The 18,418-nt window shown below is 67.4% G+C and carries 15 protein-coding genes, 1 tRNA gene and 3 pseudogenes; 9 read left to right on the top strand and 10 right to left on the bottom strand.

The window, feature by feature from the left end; translation table 11 throughout:
- On the bottom strand, positions 1–213 hold a 213-nt coding region (locus F1193_RS12330; protein WP_150098114.1), incomplete at its 3' end, for a hypothetical protein.
- Between F1193_RS12330 and F1193_RS17800 the strand changes: the two genes are divergently transcribed.
- Complete coding sequence (locus F1193_RS17800) at positions 128–337, top strand: hypothetical protein (RefSeq protein WP_425457236.1); 210 nt, start codon at positions 128–130, stop codon at positions 335–337. The two genes, F1193_RS12330 and F1193_RS17800, sit on opposite strands and share 86 nt — an antisense overlap.
- A gap of 974 nt (positions 338–1,311) precedes the next feature.
- Here the strand turns inward: F1193_RS17800 and F1193_RS12325 are convergent.
- The gene (locus F1193_RS12325; RefSeq protein WP_170263586.1) at positions 1,312–5,391 is read right to left on the bottom strand and encodes a DEAD/DEAH box helicase; all 4,080 of its coding nucleotides are present in this window, start codon (positions 5,389–5,391) and stop codon (positions 1,312–1,314) included.
- A gap of 341 nt (positions 5,392–5,732) precedes the next feature.
- Positions 5,733–6,455: a hypothetical protein gene (locus tag F1193_RS12320; RefSeq protein WP_150098112.1), complete on the bottom strand. Its 723-nt coding sequence runs from the start codon at positions 6,453–6,455 to the stop codon at positions 5,733–5,735.
- 53 nt (positions 6,456–6,508) lie between these two features.
- On the opposite strand from F1193_RS12320, the gene F1193_RS12315 reads away from it, so the two are divergent.
- From F1193_RS12315 to F1193_RS12305, 3 genes and pseudogenes are all read left to right on the top strand, one after another.
- Complete coding sequence (locus F1193_RS12315) at positions 6,509–6,700, top strand: hypothetical protein (protein WP_150098111.1); 192 nt, start codon at positions 6,509–6,511, stop codon at positions 6,698–6,700.
- Between the two features lie 243 nt (positions 6,701–6,943).
- Positions 6,944–7,021 (top strand) — tRNA-Pro (locus tag F1193_RS12310).
- Between the two features lie 213 nt (positions 7,022–7,234).
- Positions 7,235–7,357, top strand: a pseudogene (locus F1193_RS12305) (IS481 family transposase); the annotation flags it as partial.
- A 71-nt stretch (positions 7,358–7,428) separates the two neighbouring features.
- Here the strand turns inward: F1193_RS12305 and F1193_RS12300 are convergent.
- Together F1193_RS12300 and F1193_RS12295 are read right to left on the bottom strand one after the other, a co-directional pair.
- Positions 7,429–7,686 carry a BrnA antitoxin family protein gene (locus F1193_RS12300; protein WP_150098110.1) on the bottom strand — a complete coding sequence of 86 codons (258 nt, stop codon included), beginning with the start codon at positions 7,684–7,686 and terminating at the stop codon, positions 7,429–7,431.
- Positions 7,640–7,918, bottom strand: coding sequence for a BrnT family toxin (locus F1193_RS12295; protein ID WP_150098109.1), 279 nt, complete (start codon positions 7,916–7,918; stop codon positions 7,640–7,642). The genes F1193_RS12300 and F1193_RS12295 overlap by 47 nt, the downstream gene beginning before the upstream one ends.
- An 89-nt stretch (positions 7,919–8,007) precedes the next feature.
- Here F1193_RS12295 and F1193_RS12290 point away from each other — a divergent pair, with 89 nt between their 5' ends.
- Entirely contained in the window at positions 8,008–8,379 is a 372-nt protein-coding gene (locus F1193_RS12290) for a helix-turn-helix domain-containing protein (RefSeq protein WP_150098108.1), read from the top strand.
- A gap of 585 nt (positions 8,380–8,964) precedes the next feature.
- Positions 8,965–9,109 (top strand): annotated as a pseudogene (locus F1193_RS17795) (DapH/DapD/GlmU-related protein); the annotation flags it as partial.
- Between the two features lie 1,199 nt (positions 9,110–10,308).
- Here F1193_RS17795 and F1193_RS17735 read toward each other — a convergent pair.
- From F1193_RS17735 to F1193_RS12255, 5 genes and pseudogenes are all read right to left on the bottom strand, one after another.
- Positions 10,309–10,543 (bottom strand): annotated as a pseudogene (locus tag F1193_RS17735) (MerR family transcriptional regulator); the annotation flags it as partial.
- A gap of 733 nt (positions 10,544–11,276) precedes the next feature.
- Positions 11,277–11,591 (bottom strand): integration host factor subunit alpha, encoded by a 315-nt coding sequence (locus F1193_RS12270; RefSeq protein ID WP_126400206.1) that lies wholly within the window; start codon positions 11,589–11,591, stop codon positions 11,277–11,279.
- 92 nt (positions 11,592–11,683) lie between these two features.
- Positions 11,684–12,658 (bottom strand): beta-ketoacyl-ACP synthase III, encoded by a 975-nt coding sequence (locus F1193_RS12265; protein ID WP_150098105.1) that lies wholly within the window; start codon positions 12,656–12,658, stop codon positions 11,684–11,686.
- Positions 12,655–13,722, bottom strand: coding sequence for a phosphate acyltransferase PlsX (gene plsX / locus F1193_RS12260; protein ID WP_150098104.1), 1,068 nt, complete (start codon positions 13,720–13,722; stop codon positions 12,655–12,657). Before plsX ends, F1193_RS12265 begins: the two co-directional genes overlap by 4 nt.
- A 207-nt stretch (positions 13,723–13,929) precedes the next feature.
- Positions 13,930–14,472 (bottom strand): YceD family protein, encoded by a 543-nt coding sequence (locus F1193_RS12255; protein WP_170263584.1) that lies wholly within the window; start codon positions 14,470–14,472, stop codon positions 13,930–13,932.
- 310 nt (positions 14,473–14,782) lie between these two features.
- Between F1193_RS12255 and F1193_RS12250 the strand changes: the two genes are divergently transcribed.
- The 3 genes from F1193_RS12250 to glyA all read left to right on the top strand — a co-directional run bounded on the left by F1193_RS12250 (position 14,783) and on the right by glyA (position 18,408).
- A complete protein-coding gene (locus tag F1193_RS12250; RefSeq protein WP_150098102.1) occupies positions 14,783–15,844 on the top strand; it encodes a hypothetical protein in 1,062 nt (353 codons plus the stop codon).
- Between the two features lie 237 nt (positions 15,845–16,081).
- Positions 16,082–16,525 carry an outer membrane protein assembly factor BamE gene (locus tag F1193_RS12245; RefSeq protein WP_150098101.1) on the top strand — a complete coding sequence of 148 codons (444 nt, stop codon included), beginning with the start codon at positions 16,082–16,084 and terminating at the stop codon, positions 16,523–16,525.
- Positions 16,526–17,097: 572 nt separating this feature from the next.
- Positions 17,098–18,408, top strand: coding sequence for a serine hydroxymethyltransferase (gene glyA / locus F1193_RS12240; RefSeq protein ID WP_150098100.1), 1,311 nt, complete (start codon positions 17,098–17,100; stop codon positions 18,406–18,408).
- The last annotated feature ends 10 nt before the right edge of the window (positions 18,409–18,418 follow it).

The following is an 18,418-nucleotide window of genomic DNA, read 5'->3' as shown; positions in this document are numbered from 1 at the left end:
GTCCATGGCGTTCGGCCGCCGGTCCATGGCGTGCTGCCGCCAAGCCAAGGCGTTCGGCCGCCGTGCGTCGGCCCGCACTGCCCAGGCGGCGTGCGTACGCCGATCCATGGTGTTCGCCCGCCGGTCCATGGCGTTCGGCCACCAGTCCATGGCGTTCGGCCGCCGGTCCATGGCGTTCGGCCACCAAGCCAGGGCGTGCGTACGCCGATCCATGGCGTTCGCCCGCCAGTCCATGGCGTTCGGCCGCCGGTCCATGGCGTCCGGCCGTCAAGCCAGGGGGTCCGTGCACCGACACACACCCATCGACCGGCAACCATCGGCCGACAGCCACATGTGAGGCCGCAGAGCGTCAAACGGCAGCCTCACGTGATGCGGCAGCCCCAAGCGAGACCGCAGAAGGTCGTGCGGCAGCCGCATGTGAGGCCGCAGAGCGTCAAACGGCAGCCCCAAGTCATGCGTCAGCCGGTGATGCGGCAGGTGCCGCAGCGCAAGCCGGCGCAAGTGCCGCGTCGGCCGGGGCAGAGATTCTAGCTGCCCGCGCCGAACCCGCGTTGAGGATGGCGGCCCATCCACCGCCTGTCGGCCGCTTGCGACCGGCAGGCGGTGCCTTATTGGCCGTTTGCTTTCGCGAGTGCACCAATTAATGGGGATAGGGCGCATCTCTCGTGACGCCCCTCCTGCTCAACCGAGCATGCGGGTTCGTACACGCCAGTTCGACTTGGTCGCGATTTGGCGGCAGCCACGTGGATACGGGGGAAGGCCGAGAGCGTCGGAGATGCACAGGTGTGCCCTCTTCAAATCGCTTCATTTTGCTGCAATTCGTTGCATTACGTTTCGAAGCGTTTTGACGCATTTTGAAGAAGGCGCGGAACCTCGATCACGTGGTTTCGGCGGAGGATCCGGTGGTGAGGCTGGCGGCAAGGCCGGCGGCGGAAGAGGCGCCGCGCTGGTGAAACGGGGCGTCGCAGGCGCGGCCTTGACGGCCGCCGCCGCGCCGTGGGCCGATGGCGGCACGCGCCGCCTTCGATCCGACCGTCTTTCCGTCAGACCAGCGAACCAAGGTAATCTCCGGGCGGCTGGGGAGCCGGATCGCTTCTGGGCAGCAAAAGGACAGCATCGCAATTGAAGATCGCGAAAAACCCGCATTTTGCGTTTTCGGCGGCGATTTCCACTCGAAGTGCGTGAGGTGCGAGCGGGGTAATTCATTGGTTTTTCATTGGTACTCCGATTGGTACTTTTGGTGGCGTTGGTGCGGGCTGTCGCGGCCGCGGCGGCAGATCTGTTACCGCTGCCGGGCGCGGCCGGTTGGAGTCAGTCAGACCTGCGGATCAGGTTGAGCAGGTCCTCTTCGGAGAGCTGGGCCGTCGCATCGGCGCCCTCCAGCAAAGCGTCGGCGAGGTTGCGCTTGTGCCGGTGCAGCGCGACGATGCGCTCCTCGATGCTGTCCTTGACGATGAGGCGGTAGATGGTGACCGGGCGGCTCTGGCCGATGCGATGGGCGCGGTCGGAGGCTTGGTCCTCGACCGCCGGATTCCACCACGGATCAAGGTGGATCACGTAATCCGCGGCGGTGAGGTTGAGGCCAACGCCGCCGGCCTTGAGACTGATCAGGAACAGCTCGCCCACGCCGGCCTGGAACGCCGCCACCCGCTTCTGGCGCTCGGCCTCGGGGGTCGAGCCGTCCAGATACTGGTAGGTGATCTTCTTGGCGTCGAGCGCGGCGCGGACCTTGCCGAGATGGCCGACGAACTGGCTGAACACCAAAGCGCGGTGGCGGCCCTCGATGAGGTTGTCCGCCAGATCCAGGAACGCCTCCAGCTTGGCGGAGCCGACGCCAGAGTCCGCAGCGACCAGCGCCGGATGGCAGCAGGCTTGGCGCAGCCGGGTGATCTCGGCCAGGATGTGGATGCGCGTGCGCTCATCCCCGACCTCCTCCAGCCGCTCCAGCGCGCGCTGGCGCAGCGCCTCGTAGAAGGCGCGCTCCTCCGCCTCCTGCTCGATGAGGATGGTCTGCTCGGTGCGCGGCGGCAGTTCGCTGAGCACCTGCGCCTTGGTCCGGCGCAGCAGGAAGGGGCGGACCAGCGCCTTGAGTGCGGCCTTCGCATTGGCGTTGTTGTCGCGGCTGATCGGCGTGGCGAACCGCCGGGCGAACCGGTCGCGCCCGCCCAAGAGGCCGGGATTGACGAAGGCCAAGATGCTCCACAGCTCGTCGAGGTCGTTCTCGACCGGCGTGCCGGTCAGCGCCAGGCGGAACTCCGCCTTGAGCTTGCGGCTGGCCTCGGCGCGCCGCGTGTCGGGGTTCTTGATCGCCTGCGCCTCGTCGAGGATGGCCATCGCCCAGGAGATGGCGGTGAGCCGATCCTGCTCGCGCGCCAGAAGGCCGTAGGAGAGGATCAGTACGTCGCCGGGGCCGAGCGCGCCGATCGCCTCGTCGCGGTCGCCGGTTTCGGCCAGCCGGATCGGCCGCAGCGCCGGGGCAAACCGGTCCAACTCCGCCTCCCAATTGCCGCAGACCGAGGTGGGCGCCACCACCAGCATGGGACCGGCGGCGGCCTTGGCGGCCATCACCGCGATCGCCTGCACCGTCTTGCCGAGCCCCATGTCGTCGGCGAGCAGGGCGCCGGCGCCCCAGCGCTCCAGCCGGCTCATCCAGGCAAAGCCGTCGCGCTGGTAATCGCGCAGCTCGGCGGCGAAACCCGAGGGCAACGCCGGCTCCCAGCCCTCGGCCTCATCAAGGCGGCGGACGAAGTCCTTCCAGCGGGTATCCGCCTTCACCGACGCCGCGCCATCAAGGAGGTCGCGCACGGCGACGCCCGCCGCCTTCGGGATCTTCAGCCCGTCGCCGAGCCGGTGAAGCCGCTCCAGCTGCTGGCGGAACTGGCGATCCAGCGCGATGAAGCCGCCGCCGTCGAGCGGCACGAAGCGGCCCTGCATGTTGTCCAGGCGGTCGAGGAGGTCTTTCAGGTCGAGCACCAAATCGTCGTCGACCGTCACCGTTCCGCTCACCGAAAACCAGTGCTCCACGCCCTTGACGCTGGCCTTGAAGCCCTTGGCCGAGGCCACGCCCTTGAGCGACATCTTCTGGCCCTCGGGCCATTCCATCGCCGGAGGCGTCGGCAGCGCACGCAGCTCGTCGAGAAACTCCAGGCTGGCCAGGAGATCATCGAACATCCAGTCGGGGCCGTCGCCGCCGAGGCTCGGGCAGGATTCGCTGAGGGCCGCCGCCAGGCGCCGTTCGGCCTCCAGATCGCGGCGCACGCGCTGGGTGCCGGCATTGATCAGCCGCCCGCCCTGGCCGGGCAGGAAATGCGGGCCCTCAGCGCCCGCCGGGCGAACCACGATTGCGACCCTGAGGCCCTCGCCCAGCGGCGAGAGCCGCACCACCGGGCTGGGGTCACCGTCGGTGGCCGCGGCATCCTCGATCTCGGGCGTCTCGATGCGGATCGGCAAGGCCGGCGCCGGAAGACGGGATAGCGATGTCAGCCGTTCGCGCGCCGAATTGGGAATCGCGATGCCCTTGTTCGACAGGATGGCGGCGGCCTCGACGGCGCCTTCATCCACCACCACCACCCGCCAGCGCCCCGGAGCCTCGATCTCGATGAGCGCGCCGGGCCGCTCCGCGGCATGAGACAGCGACAGGAGAAAACCGGCCTTGTCGGAGGCCACCACCAGCTCCGGCCGCCCCGCGATCAACTCGACCGGCTCGGCCGGCGAGCGGGCGTCGAACATGCGGGGATGGCCGACCAGCAGCGGCAGCATGGTGTCGGCGTGGCATTCGAAGACGTCGCGATTGTACCAGGACTCCACTGAATGGCGGATGGCACGGCAAGCGCGGCGGTCGAACTCGTCGAGATAATCGAGCGCCGCATCACCCTCGCGCAGGCGCTTCAATGCAACCGCGCGCCCCGCGCTCCAGCCGCGCGCCTGCAGCGACTGTTCAAGCGGCTGGATTTCCAGGGTATCCGGATTGACAAGCCAGACGAGCCGCTTGGTCTTGGCAGCCGGTGCCGGCTCAGCCGGCCGCGCGGGCGCCAGCATCGCCTCAAGGCTTTCCAGCGCGCGCTCCCACGGCGCCTTGTCCTTGACGAGCGTGAGAAACCGGAACGCGATCTCGTTGTCCGGCCGGTCGAGCCATTTGCGGTACGGCGCCGGATCGGGGCCGGCGCGCTCCAGCGCCTCGGCCAGCATGGCCGCCGGCAGCGTCATCGAATTCTCTATCGCGCGGAACAACGGGATGAACGTCTTCACGGCATGGCGGCGGACCATCTCCGGATCGACGAGGGTGGCGGCGGCGGCCAACAGGCCCGTGCTTATCGGTGGCGGGTGTCGTGTCATGCCGATCAGCGCCAAGCCGGCTTGCACCGCCTGCTTCGCCGCGGTCTCCTTGTTGCGTGCCAACTCGAGCAGGCCGCGCAGCGCGAACAGGCCGACATGGCCCTCCTTCACCTCGGTCAGCGTCTCGATCTCCGGCTGCAGCGCAATGTCGTCGACCGCCAGCAGCGCACAGATATGGAGAAGGCCTAAATAACCAGGGAGGCCGCCCTTTCGCTTGCGATTGCTCTTGCGGTAGAGCCTCAGTGCTTCGGCGAAGAGCGGGACCGCCGTCTTCGGGTCGCCCGCCAGCAGAGCGCGGGAGGCGCGGAACGCAAACGGCAGATCGGCCGGGACGCCCTCGGGGAGATCGGCAAGGGTTTGGCCGAGGCGGCCAAGCTGGCCAGTCAAGAGATCGAAATCCACCAGCTTTGAGAAGGCGGCTGCGCGCAGCTGCGCATCCTGATGGCAGCGCTCCATCAGCGCCGGGTAATCCGGCGCCGCCACGCCGGTGCCAATCCAGCGGCCGGCCTTGGCATCAAGGATTGCGACCTGGAACGCCGGGCGGCGCGAGGCCAGCCAGTCCGCCCCGACGTCGATGACGGCGAAATGCTGGTCGAAGATCGAGGGGGCGGCGACGGAGTAGGAGGTGCGGCGATATCGTTCGATCGCACGCTGGAATCCGTCCTCGTCGTTGAGCAGCACGGCGAGCCGCTGCCATCGCAGCGTGCTGATCTCGGCAGCCTTGTAATCCCACACGTTCCCCTGTTCCAGCGGCAAGACCGCGCGGATCGCCGCGATCATCGCCGAGCCCTCCGCCGAGTCGAGGGCTTCCACCGCCAGCGCGTGGATGATGTCCGGTGAACAGGCGAGATCGTCGGTGAGCAGCTTCTTTTCGCGCAGCGCCTCAAGCACCGGTGTCAGCGTCTTGTTGGTCCAGGCGGGCTTGCTGGAACTCAACCGGTTGAGGCAATCGGCGAAAACGGTCTTGCCCGTCGCGGGGCCGACGAGCGCCTTGAGACGGAGAATGGCGCGCTCCTGCGGCCCAAGGGCGGCAAGGGCTGAGGCAAGACGGGACACGGAAAAGCAACCTCGTATTCGAGCGGTCGCGAGGCTATCGCCACAAACGGCGCCCAGCAATGGCAAGGCGGCGGCCATGGACAGGAAAGGCGGCGGGGTCGTGTCCCGCCGGGCGGTGTAGCTGGACGGTAGCGAAGCGCCCGCCCGCGCGCCCTCGATTGCGCTGTAGCGGGCGGGCGGCTTCGCGGGGGTGGTCATCGGCAGATCCTCGTCCGCGCGGCGCTTGCGGGGCGCGGGGAACAGCCATCGCGACTGCGCCGCCTTGGCCGCGGCAATGGCCGGTCGAACGAGCGCCATCGCCGCCGGCGGCAGCGGCACCACATGCCCCCGGCGCGATTTCATCAGCTCGGCGGGGATGTACACGATCCCCGCCCCACCGGCGCCCCCGTCCTCGACCACAAAGCGGTGCTCGATGCCAACAATCGACAGGCGCTGGGCGGTGAGAACCACGAACCACAGCGCGAGGATCGCCGTCTCCGACGGTCCGGTTCCGCCAGATGGTGACAGGCGCTGCGCCTCCCGGCGAGGGCCAAGGTCAGGCCGAGGTCGGCCACGCTCGGCATCCGGTTGCGCACCGTCTCGACATGGGTCGACTTGACGTCGCGCCACCAGCGCGGTGCCCCGACCGGCCCCGACGCCGCAGCGTGGTGGACCCGCGCCCACGACAGCGCCGCGCCCAGATAGGCCACCGCCTTGCGTGAGGCCGAGCCGCCATGAACGGCGGCCGTGGCGTTACGGAACTGCTCGAATGCGGCTTCGTCGAACTGCCGCGCGAACGGATTGGCGATGGCAGCGAACGGTTCCGACCGCAGTACCGCCTCGGCGTCTCGCGCCGTGGCGGTGGAGGGCGGCCAGCGCACCCCACGCACGACGCGACCTTGGCGGATGTGCTCGTCGAGATCGGTCTGCAGCACCTTGCCGAGCGACCATTCCTGCCGCTGCTTGGCGCGGCGATGGAGAAGAACGCCCGCAGCTTCGTCCGGCGTGGCGCCGGCGAGCCGCGCCGCGATGCGGAGCTTCGGGTCGAGCTCGGACCGGAGCATGCCGCGGACGTGGCTGGCCATCTCACGGGCCTGCAGCGCGGTGTCCAGCGCTTGGCCGGGCCGAGGGTGACGGTATGGCGGCCGAACTGCAGCAGCCAGGTTGCGGCGCGGCCCCGCACCCGGATGCGCAGGCCGGGTTCGCGTTCGTCGGCCCATTCGGCGAGGTTCGCGGTGCCGTCCTCGGCCAGCTGGAGGGCGTGGCGGACGTGGGCGTAGGTGAGCACGGCACGGGTGGCGGGCATCGATTTGTACCGTACTGGTACTGACACTCGGAGTCCCCAGGGCCAAGGACTCGATGGTCAGCCGCACGTCGGCTGCCCTGAGAAGTGACGGGAAAACAGCGACTTGTCAACGCGTTCCGGGTCAGCCCAAGGACTCGCAGGGAACTCGCGAAACCAGTCACTCGGAAATCGTATCAGGTGGCGCGGCGCGGTTTTCCAGACCCCATGTCGCGCGACCCGCGCCGGCCCTTGCACCGCGCAGCGCGGCGGCGTAGAGGTGTCGGCCTTCGGAGCGTAGCGCAGCCCGGTTAGCGCACCAGTCTGGGGGACTGGGGGTCCCGAGTTCAAATCTCGGCGCTCCGACCATTTTCCCCTAAATCGTCAACGGCTTGGCGTGGTACCGAAAATTCGGCCCGCTGGCCGGACATGAACGAAACAGAGACAAAATGCCGATGTCGGGACCAAAAGTCCCGACGCGAGTCCCGACGCTGTTCCGCGTTCGTTCAGGTGGTGGAATCGCCCGCCCGCCGTACCAGAATGGGCTCCGGCCGGGGCGCTTCGGCATCAGCGCGGCGGCGCGGTCGTCGCTTGAAGACCCTCAAGGGCCTCACCCCCCACGAGTTTATCTGCAAATGCTGGACAAACCAGCCCGAGCGCTTCAGGCTCAATTCTATCCACCAAATGCCGGGACTGAACACCTAGGTAGCTGGACATTTTTTCAAGTTTCCAAGTGGTTGCTGCAAGCACAGACGCAAGGAAGCCTGCACGCCCGCTTACGCCTTCTTCCGCCGCATGGACCGGCGCAGCGTCGCGTTGATGCGCGACTGCCAGCCGGCGCCGCTCGCGCGGAAATGCTCGAGCACGTCGGCGTCCAGCCGGATCGTCGTCGACACCTTCGGGTGCTCGGACCTCGGACGGCCCCGGCGTACCGGCGCCGCCGCCATCTTCGCCTGCCACTCCGGGGCCGACAGGTCGGGCGCGTCGTCAGGGTCGGTCCAGGCGGGGGGCGTAGAGCGCTTGCTCGCGGTCATTGGCCTTCCTCAACGAAATGATGCGGCGGGCTGCGCCGCGCGGCGTCCAGACGATCACCACCATGCGACCGTCGAGCCGGCCGACCGTGATGAAGCGGACCTCGCCGTAATCCTGCCGGTCGTCTTCGATGGTGATCGTTGCACCGGCGAACACCTCACCTGCTCGCGCCATGTCGAGGCCCCGGTGGTCGAGGGTGGCTTGGCGCTTGGCGTGATCGAACTCGACCGGCATGCTTTTCTGTTACTACGAAAATGCGTCATCGTCGACATTATTGTTGTAACGGAAATTGGCAACGGCCGCGTCGCGCCCGAGGCGGTGCCATGACCGCCGCCGTCACGCCTTCAACATCGCCGGAAGCGACTCCGCCGCACGGCCAGCGGTGGCACAACCTTGCGTGGACGCAGGAGCAGCGCTGCGGCTCGCCCGCAGCCAAGGTGGTGTTGATGGTGCTGGCCGAGCATTCCGATGCCGACGGCTGGTCGCGGCCGTCAATCGGCGCCATCGCCGACATCACCGAGCAGAGCGCGGGTTCGGTTCGCCGTGGCCTCGCCGAGTCGGAAAAGCTGGGACTGATCGCCAGGCTGGCCGGCGTGGCCGGTAACGGTCGGCAGATGGATTTCCGGTCTACGCCTATGATCGGCGGACGTGATCCTGACGGGCGTCTATGCCGTGGTCACCACCAATGGCATTGACGAGGCGTTGCGGGCAATGTCGGAGGCCGTGGTAATGCGCACTCACAAGGCGGGTACCGTCGAGCGCCAAGTTCGTGCTATCAATAACAGTTTAAATCCTAATCGAGGATATCGTCATTGGTGGCAGCACCTATGATGGTAAATTTGAGGTTATGCTTAGCTATGGTTTCCAGCTCAGCGCTTCCAGCTCACGGTCGCGTTTCTAATTTTCCGGATGGACTATTCCGGTTTATGCGCCAACATGGCATAAATATCTCGAATCGACCCGGCAACTATCCTTTCTACGATACGAGATTTGAAGCTCCCGTAGTCGTTCAATACACATCCATTGGAACGGAGTGTTCATTTGGCGCATATTCTGGCGTATTCGGCAGTTCTAGAGGTTTATTTGGTAGATGCTCAATTGGAAGATTCTGCTCGATAGCTGATGGATTTGTAATCGGTCCCGACGAGCATCCGCATCAGTTTTTTACAACTTCGATGGTCGGGTACGTCAAGAATGTACATGGCTGGGATGATCTGAGGGCGTCGTGGGGCCACAATCGAGAAACACCATACGTGCGGTTCGACCAAAGATCGAAAGTGCTTGTCGGTAATGATGTTTGGATCGGCGCGGACGTGTTCATTCGGCGTGGTGTTGAGATTGGAGACGGGGCGATTATTGGAGCCGAGTCAGTAGTTACAAGAGATGTTCCTGCATATTCAATAGTTGTTGGGAACCCAGCGAAATTTGTTCGCATGAGATTTCCCGAGCATATTGTCGAACGATTTTTAGACGTTCATTGGTGGAAATACGATATTTTTAACATAAAGGGATTTAGTTTCGATAATGTGGAACTGGCGCTTGATGCCCTGGAGCAGGCAAAGAAGGACAGAATGCTTGTGCCGCTTGCTTTGAAGGCGGCCACTATTCGCGACCTCTGGCACGACTGGGCCATTCAACAAGACACCTGACAGCCCCGCACACCGCGGGCGTGGGCCACCTGAAATTGGGTAATGCTGGCTGCAAAGGGGTAATGGCCAAGCTTCATTACCTCGTTCCGGCTGCCCGACCTCCCCAACAACCCGACCTCATATCCTCCGCCCTGTCCGCGCGGCTTTTTCATGAGGACTGTTGATGCCGGAGCAATTCTCCCCAGAAGCCAGACCAATTTCCCCCGACAAGTCCGTGTCGTGATGGAGCCTCGCGCGGCGCGCGAGGCGGCGGCTTGCGCGGCTGTCACCCCTTGCCCTCGCCGCCAAGAGCCGCGTCCAGGATGCGACGGCATTCCTGCAGTTCGTAGAGCGCCGCCTGCAGGCGGCGGGCATTCTCGCGCGACAGCGCGGGGGCGGGTGCCGTCTCCGCCGCGGGCGGGCGCGGCGGCGGACGCAGCGGCTCCACGACGGGCGGGCGCGACGGTTCCGGCGGCCGCACGACCGGCTCGGTCCGGGCGGTCGGAATCGGCACCTCGACGACCCGCGGCAGAAGCGGCGGCTCGGCGTCCCGTCCGATCTTGGGGAAGAGGCCCAACAGGCCGCCGCGGCCAGCGGGCTCGACCGGCCGGCGCGGCGGCAGATCCGGGGACGGCGGCTCGACCGGCCGGCGCGGCGCCCTGCCCTCCTCGGGCGGGCCGAACGGCAGGGCCGGCTCCGGGCGATCGCCCAGATCCGAAGGATCGCCAAGGTCCGAACGATCGCGCGCGGCCGGATGATCGCGCGCATCCAGGCTGGGCGGCCCGTCCCGCTCCGGCCGGGCGAGATCGGGCGGAGCGAGATCGGGCGGGGTGCGGTCCGGCAGCGCGACGTCCGGGGCAGCGACCGCGGATGCGGACGGCTCCCTTCGCTCGAAATCGCGGTCGGCGGGCAGATGGTCGATGGGCCGCTGATCGACGGGGGGCGCCGGCGGCGCCTCGCCGGGGCGCCACACGGTCTGGACGAAGCGCACGCCCTCGTCGCGCAGGATGCGCTGCACGCCCCGGATGGTGTAGCCCTCGCCATAGAGCAAATGGCGGATCCCGCGCAGCAGGTCGACATCGTCGGGCCGGTAGTAGCGCCGGCCGCCGCCGCGCTTCAGCGGCTTGATCTGCGAGAAGCGCGTCTCCCAGAACCGCAGCACGTGCTGCGGTAGGTCGAGGTCTTCGGCCACCTCGCTGATGGTTCGGAAGGCGCCCGGTTCCTTGTCCACGCCGCTCCCCGCTGCTTCGCCGCGCCCGCAAGATTCAGGCGGCTTCCGGATGATCCCTTCGGCCTCCCGGACACGATCCCGCCGAAAGCCCTTGTTCGGACAGGGATTTTCGGCCGCCAGACGACGGCTCGAAGGCCCGCGGGCCGGAGACCGTCTGAGTGTTCCTGATTCCAACTATAAGGGATTTCGGCGAAGGCTTGCGATTCCGATTCCGCTTCGGGGCAGAAGCGCTTGTGGGAAAACGCATTCTGGCGCTGCCAGACGGTGCCGCCCCGATCCTGCGCGGGAGAGTCCGCTTCGGGACGGAAACCCTTGATCGGGAATCGCTTTGCGCAGACGCAAGCCTGCCCGCGCGGCGCGTCCGCCACCCAGCCAAGCTCAACTCATACCAACGGCCCCAAACGCTGACGCGTGGGGCCGTTGACTCTCGCGGATTTTCTTTTTGGAAATCAGAGATTTTGCGAAAATCCGCGACCGGAACCAACGGTCCGCATTCGCGGCCGTTGGTATCATACGGCGCTAGAGCATTTTCCGCAAAAGTGGATACCGGTTTTGCGAAAGAACATGCGAAAAGCCAGAAACTTAGAGCGTCCGATCTGATGCAGTCAGATCGGATAACGCTCTGGGCCCACGGGCCGGCGCGTCTTGAAAGTCAACGTAAAAAGAAAGACGTGGAGGGCCGGGACGGCGCCCGGTTATGAGGGCGCCTGTTCGCATTCGAGCACGCCCGGTCTCAATCCTCTTCCTCGCCGTCGGCATGGCCGTTGATGCGATTCTTGAGGATGTTGGAGGGCTTGAACACCATCACCCGGCGCGGCGGGATCGGCACTTCGACGCCGGTCTTGGGGTTGCGCCCGATACGCTGGCCCTTGTGGCGCACCACGAAGGAGCCGAAGGACGACAGCTTCACGGTCTCGCCGCGGGCCAGACAGTCCGAAATTTCCTTCAGAACCTGCTCCACCAGCGCCGTGGACTCGGTCCGCGACAGCCCCACCTTCTGGTAGACGGCCTCGCTCAAATCGGCCCGCGTGATCGTTCGACCCGCCATTTCAGCCCCCGAACTCGGAATTGGCTCAGCATCCCTCTGATTTTGAACGTTAATCAGACCGCGGTCAGAGGGTCAACCGGGCAGGCGGGGAATCACCACCGCAACAACACCGATCCCCAGGTGAAGCCGCCGCCCATCGCTTCCAGCAGCACCAGGTTGCCGGGCTTGAGCCGGCCCTCGGCGGCTGCCACCGACAGCGCGAGGGGGATCGAGGCTGCCGAGGTGTTGGCGTGGCGGTCGACCGTGGTGACCACCTTTTCCGCCGCGATGCCGAGCTTGACGGCGGAGGCATCGATGATGCGCCGGTTGGCCTGGTGGGGCACGAACCAGTCGATGTCGTCCGGCCCATAGCCGGTGGCCTTGAACGCGTCGACGACGACGTCGGTGATCATGCCCACCGCGTGGCGGAACACCTCGCGGCCTTCCATGCGCAAATGGCCCACGGTCTGGGTCGAGGACGGGCCGCCATCGACATAGAGCTTCATCTTGTGGCGGCCGTCCGAGCGCAGGTGGCTGGTGAGCACCCCGCGGTCGTCGCGCGTGCCCGGCTGCTCCTGGCGCTCCAGCACCACGGCGCCTGCGCCGTCGCCGAACAGCACGCAGGTCGTGCGGTCGGTCCAGTCGAGAATGCGCGAGAAGGTCTCGGCGCCGATCACCAGCGCGCGGCGGAAGCGGCCGCTGGTCAGCATGGCATCGGCGGTGGCGAGCGCGAACACGAAGCCCGAGCACACCGCCTGGACGTCGAACGCCGCGCCGTGGGTGATGCCGAGCCCGGCCTGGACCGCCACCGCGGTCGAGGGAAAGGTGTTGTCGGGCGTCGCCGTGGCCAGCACGATGAGGTCGATGTCGGCGGCCTCAAGCCCGGCGTCGGCCAGCGCCGCCTTGGCGGCGGCGAGGGCAAGGTCGGACGTCACCTCGCCCGTGGCGGCGACGTGCCGCTGGCGGATGCCGGTGCGTTGGACGATCCATTCGTCGGTCGTGTCGACCATGCCCGCCAGTTCGGCGTTGGTCAGCACACGCTCGGGCAGGTAACCGCCGACCCCGAGCACCACAGAGCGTAATGTCACGACGCGGCTGCCTCCGCCGGAACCGTTGGGGGCGAGAGCGTGCCGCGCTCGTACCGGGCGAGATCGGCGCTGATCTTGGCGAGAAGTCCGTATCGCACCATGTCGTAGCCGATATCCACCGCGGACGCGAAACCGAGCTTGTCGGTTCCGCCGTGGCTCTTGATCACCACACCGTTCAAACCGAGAAAGACGCCGCCATTGGAGCGGCGCGGATCCATTTTTTCCTTCAGCGCCCTGAAAGCCCCGCGCGCCAGAAGAAAACCAAGCCGCGTCCACAACGTCCTGCCAAACGAGGCGCGGAGATATTCGGCGATCTGCTTAGCCGTGCCTTCGGCGGTCTTCAGGGCGATGTTGCCGGAGAAGCCTTCGGTCACCACCACGTCCACGGTGCCGCGGCCGATGTCGTCGCCCTCGACGAAGCCGTGATAGTCGATCCCGGGAAGATCGATGGCGCGCAGGCGCTGGCCGGCGTCGCGCACCGCCTCGACGCCCTTGATCTCCTCGACCCCGACATTGAGCAGGCCGACGGTCGGCCGGTCGAGATCGAACACGATGCGGGCCATGGCCGAGCCCATCACCGCCAGATCGACGAGGTGCTGGGCGTCGGCGCCGATCGAGGCGCCGACGTCGAGCACCAGCGATTCGCCCCGTACCGTCGGCCAGATGCCGGCGATCGCCGGCCGCTCGATGCCGGCCATGGTGTGCAGGCAGATCTTGGACATCGCCATCAGCGCGCCGGTGTTGCCGGCGGAGACCGCGACGTCGGCCTCGCCGCGCTTCACCGCCTCAATGGCCCGCCACATGGACGAGACGCGCCGGCCGGCGCGCAGCGCCTGGCTCGGCTTGTCGTCCATGCGCACCGCCACCTCGGTGTGCTGGAACTCCGACACCGCGGCGACCTTCGGGTGCCGGTCGAGAATCGGCCGGACCTCCGACTCACGGCCGAAGATCAGGAAGCTGGTGTCGGGGTGGCGGACAAGCGAAATCTCGGCGCCGGCAATCACGACCGAAGGTCCGTGATCTCCGCCCATGGCGTCGAGCGCGATGCGGACAGGTGCGGTCATGGTTCAGTGGAGATTGACGGACCACGTAATCGGCGGTTGCGCAGGCACTTCCCCTCCGCCGATCCTTGGCGAAACGGACATCCCTGCAGATTTCTCAGGCTAGCAGGACGACCGGAGCCGGACCGAAGCCCGCCTCCCGCATCCCCCACCGGGGCCTGCGGGCGCGAACATACATTTTCGCGCCGTCCTGGCAACCACGTGACAGAACTATGACGCTCCTGAGTCCCTCAGCTTGGCCAAAGCGGCGAACGGCGACTCGGCGCCGGCCCCCGTCTCGGCCTCGCTGGGCTGCCATGCCGCATCCGGCTTGCGGGGATAGGGATCGACCCCCAGGCTGAAGAATTCGGTGAGGATGGCGCCGAGATCGATGCGCCCGTCGACGATCGGCTCGGGCGGATCGGCGCTCTCAAGGCCGAACTCGATCTCGGTGCCGGGCGCGTGGTGCGCCCCGCTGTCGTCGCCGAAGCGCACGTCGATCGCCTCGTCGATCGCGCTCTCCATCGGCTCCAGCGTCACCACGCAGGCCTGCACGACGCGCCCGGTGAGGCGGCCGGTCACGGCGACCGTCCCCTTGCGGTCGACGGCGAGGTCCAGCGTCACCTTCAGCGCCGGCACCGACAACGCGCCGACATGGCGGGCAAGCGCCGCGCGGGTCTCTTCGCTCGGCTCCAGCGTCAGGCTGCTCTCGGGCGGAAGCTGCGCCACCAGCACGGTGTGGCTCCAGGGAGCGGGGGGAATCGGGTCAGTCACGGCAAGCCTCCAGATTCCGGCAAAGCCGGACGCAACGAGAATCACCCGCCTCACGGCGGACCGGGCGGCGACGGATGGTATTGGTGCCCGGTGCCCAGTTCACCCGGTGCCCAATTCATGCGGCGCCCAATTCATCCGGCATCCAAGTCATAGTGCCGCGCCGGCTGCTCGGCGACCTCCCAGGCCCACGCCACCGGGGCAAGAGTGCGAAAACCCCGAGGTTCCCGGCGGCCGGCGGCGGCGCTTGACGCCCGCCAGGGCGGTGGGCAGCCTCGCGCGTCGCTTTCGTTGCAACGTCAGGGAGCAGGCCATGGCCATCCGACACGTCGCTATCGGCAGAGCGGGCATCCTGACAATGCTCGCCCTGCTGCTCGCGCCCCTGCCCGCCGTCGCCCAGGCGGCCGGCTGGTCCGTCCACCGGCTCGACGCCGCCGGGATCGCCGTGCCGTCCGACTGGAAGGTGACGCGCGTCAATGATGGCAAGGAGCTCGACATCGCCTCGCCGGACGGCAGCCGCCGCCTGCTGGTGTGGTGGTGGTTCCCGGACGAACCGCTGCTCGGCTATCCCGACATCGTCTCCCACCGCAAGGTGACGGTGGCCGGCCAGGGCGCGCTCTACATCCACACCCGCGGCGGCCCGCGCGACACCGTGACGGTGACGCTGGACAAGGGCCGCAAGGACAAGCGGCGGCTGCACTTCCTCTATGAGGCGGACGGCGACCTCGGCCAGGGCGACCCGGTGCTCGACGACCTCCTGTCGCGGGTGACGATCGGCGGCGCCCCGGCCCAGAACCCGGCTCAAGACAAGCGCAGCGAGGCGGCCCCGGGTGTCCCGGCGCCCGCTCCCGCCGTTGCGCCGATCCCTGCCCCCGTCGCAGCCGGCCCGGCCGCGGTTTCGCCCCGGCGGGTGTGGCTCGGCCGGTTCTCGATCGAGCCGCCGGCCGGCTGGTCCGACGTCAGCGACCGCAGCACCGGCGCGGTGACGCTGGCGCGGCCGGATTCGGCGGCCCGAATCGACATGTCGCTGCTGCCGGCCGGCGAGCCGATGCCGAGCGAGGGCCTGGAGGAGGTCGAGCAGACGGTGATCGCCGATCGGCCCGCCACCCGCCTATTGGTGCGGGGCGCCGGCACGCAGGCAGTGTTCTATATTTTCGACGAGCCCGACACCGCCGGCGCCCGTCTGACCCTGGTGCTGACGGCGGTGGGCGAGGTGGCCGGCGCGCTTTCGCCGTTCGAGAGGGTTGCCGAGAGCCTCCGTGCCGAGTTGCCGCCGCCCGCCGGCACGGCGCATGTGGGATCCATCGGGTCCACCGGCGCGGCGGGCGACGACGATCCGAACCAGGATCCCTTTGCCGGCCTCGATCTGGATTGAGCCGCGAAGCTCCTGTTGGTTGCGGCCGCCCAGGGGGCCGGAAGGGCCGGCGCGCCACGATCACGCCACAGAGCCGCACGAAGGTCGCCGCGCCATTTCCATTGCTTCAGGTCGGCTGTATGCCGGTGGCGTCGCCGCATGGGCGTTGAGGCAGCCTGGCGGATGCGATGCGGTCATGAAAGACGCGCTGCGTTCAGGACAGTTGTTCAGGATCGTTGCGTTCAGGATAGAGGTGCGATGAGCAAGTTCACGATCGGTCGACGCGCGGTGGCGGTCGGACTGCTGGCGGCGGCGCTGCCGCTCGGCGGCTGCTTCACCCAGACCCTGCAGCGCGGCTATGTGATGCCGGAAAACGCGCTGGAGCAGGTGCCGATCGGCTCCACCCAGGAGCAGGTGCTGATCGTGCTCGGCACGCCATCCACCGTCGCCACGCTGAACGGCGAGGTGTTCTACTACATCTCGCAGACGGCGAAGCAGAGCGCCGCCTTCCTGCAGCCCAAGATCGTCGATCAGCGGGTGCTGGCGGTCTATTTCGATCCCAAGTCGCGCCGGGTGCAGCGGGTCGCCAATTACGGAATGCAGGACGGCAAGGTGTTCGACTTCATCAGCCGCACCACCACCGCCGGCGGCGAGGAGCTGTCGTTCCTGCGCCAGATCCTGAGCGGCAACAAGAGTTCCTGACCGGCGCGGGACGCAGCCGGCCGGGCAGCAATCCGGGCGACAATCCGGGCGGCGGCGGTTCGGGGGCTTCCCGATCGTCCGCCCCGCAACCATGGCCTGTGCGGCAAGACCGCCGCCAGTGCGGCTAAGAGACCGTTTGGAAACTCCGACGGGGCCGCGCCGGCGCCGATTTCGGGTTCTCCGGCAGGAGCCGATCGAAGAGCGTACCGGGGAGTACGGTCGAGATCGGCGACAAACCGGGAACCCGAAAACGGCCCGGCCCTTCCGAACTCGGGCTTGCCCGAGTTCGGTATTCCTGATCGTAAGTCGGGCAAGCCCGACTTACGTGGGTTGCAGGGCGAACGTCGGTCGCGGCGTCGAAAAGCTCGCCGATATTCCCGATATCGGTCTCGCTTTTCTCCTGGCGTCCGCCAGTTCGCGCTGCAACGCGGCCTCCGTCCGAGTTTCCAAACGGTCTCTAACGCCTTGGCGCACCTTGCCTGCCGTGGTAAGCGACCGCTTCGGCCGCACGGCGCGGGGTGCCCGCGTGCGTCGACCGGATCAACGCAACCATGAGTAAGGGGAGCGTGGCCATGTCGGTTTCCGACGTCGAGCGCAGCCGGCCGCTATCCAACAGCTTCTTCACCGCCTCGCTGGCCGAGGCCGATCCGGAGATCGCCTCCGCCATCGCCAAGGAGCTGAGGCGGCTGCAGGACCATATCGAGCTCATCGCGTCGGAGAACATCGTCTCGCAGGCGGTGCTCGAGGCCCAGGGCTCGATCATGACCAACAAGTACGCCGAAGGGTATCCCGGCCGGCGCTACTATGGCGGCTGCGAGTTCGTCGACATCGCCGAGACCATTGCGATCGACCGCGCCAAGAAGCTGTTCGGCTGCGCCTTCGCCAATGTCCAGGCCAATTCCGGCAGCCAGGCGAACCAGGGCGTGTTCCTGGCGCTGCTCAAGCCCGGCGACACCTTCATGGGCCTCGACCTCGCCGCCGGCGGCCACCTCACCCATGGCAGCTCGGTCAACATGTCCGGCAAGTGGTTCAACGTGGTGCCCTACAATGTGCGCCCCGAGGACCAGTTGATCGACATGGATGCGGTCGAGAAGCTCGCCCGCGAGCACAGGCCGAAGCTGATCCTGGCCGGCGGCTCGGCCTATGCCCGCCACTGGGACTTCGCCCGCTTCCGCCAGATCTGCGACGAGATCGGCGCCATCTTCATGGTCGACATGGCCCATTTCGCCGGGCTGGTGGCGGGCGGCGCCCATCCCTCGCCCTTCCCGCACGCCCATGTCGTGACCTCGACCACCCACAAGACGCTGCGCGGCCCGCGCGGCGGCCTGATCCTCACCAATGACGAGGACATCGCCAAGAAGATCAATTCGGCGATCTTCCCCGGCCTGCAGGGCGGCCCGCTGATGCACGTGATCGCCGCCAAGGCGGTGGCCTTCGGCGAGGCGCTGCGGCCGGAATTCCGCACCTATGCCGCGCAGGTGGTGGAGAATGCCAAGGTGCTGGCGGCGACGCTGCTGGACGCCGGCTTCGCGCTGGTCACCGGCGGCACCGACAACCACCTCCTGCTGGTCGACCTGCGGCCGAAGACGCTCACCGGCAAGGCGGCGGAAGCCGCGCTCGGGCGCGCCCACCTGACCTGCAACAAGAACGGCATCCCGTTCGACCCCGAAAAGCCGATGGTGACCTCGGGCATCCGGCTCGGCACGCCGGCCGCCACCAGCCGCGGCTTCGGCCCGGCCGAGTTCAGGAAGGTCGGCGAGCTGATCGCGGAAGCCCTCGACGGGCTGGCGGCGAACGGCGAGGCCGGCAACGGCGCGGTCGAATCGGCGGTGGCGACCAAGGTCGGCGAGCTGACCCGGCGCTTCCCGGTCTACGGACAGTGACCTCATGACA

Source organism: Blastochloris sulfoviridis (genome assembly GCF_008630065.1).
In the GTDB taxonomy this organism is placed as follows: domain Bacteria; phylum Pseudomonadota; class Alphaproteobacteria; order Rhizobiales; family Xanthobacteraceae; genus Blastochloris; species Blastochloris sulfoviridis.
The sequence above is the reverse complement of the archived record's forward strand: the minus strand, read 5'-3'. Positions and strand labels throughout refer to the sequence as shown.

Coding starts and splice junctions, on each gene's coding strand:
- F1193_RS17800 (WP_425457236.1), top strand. CDS start 128: ATGGCGTTCGGCCACCAGTCCATGGCGTTCGGCCGCCGGTCCATGGCG.
- F1193_RS12320 (WP_150098112.1), bottom strand. CDS start 6,455: ATGGCCAGCCACGTCCGCGGCATGCTCCGGTCCGAGCTCGACCCGAAG.
- F1193_RS12315 (WP_150098111.1), top strand. CDS start 6,509: ATGGCGGCCGAACTGCAGCAGCCAGGTTGCGGCGCGGCCCCGCACCCG.
- F1193_RS12300 (WP_150098110.1), bottom strand. CDS start 7,686: ATGACCGCGAGCAAGCGCTCTACGCCCCCCGCCTGGACCGACCCTGAC.
- F1193_RS12295 (WP_150098109.1), bottom strand. CDS start 7,918: ATGCCGGTCGAGTTCGATCACGCCAAGCGCCAAGCCACCCTCGACCAC.
- F1193_RS12290 (WP_150098108.1), top strand. CDS start 8,008: ATGACCGCCGCCGTCACGCCTTCAACATCGCCGGAAGCGACTCCGCCG.
- F1193_RS12270 (WP_126400206.1), bottom strand. CDS start 11,591: ATGGCGGGTCGAACGATCACGCGGGCCGATTTGAGCGAGGCCGTCTAC.
- plsX (WP_150098104.1), bottom strand. CDS start 13,722: ATGACCGCACCTGTCCGCATCGCGCTCGACGCCATGGGCGGAGATCAC.
- F1193_RS12250 (WP_150098102.1), top strand. CDS start 14,783: ATGGCCATCCGACACGTCGCTATCGGCAGAGCGGGCATCCTGACAATG.
- F1193_RS12245 (WP_150098101.1), top strand. CDS start 16,082: ATGAGCAAGTTCACGATCGGTCGACGCGCGGTGGCGGTCGGACTGCTG.
- glyA (WP_150098100.1), top strand. CDS start 17,098: ATGTCGGTTTCCGACGTCGAGCGCAGCCGGCCGCTATCCAACAGCTTC.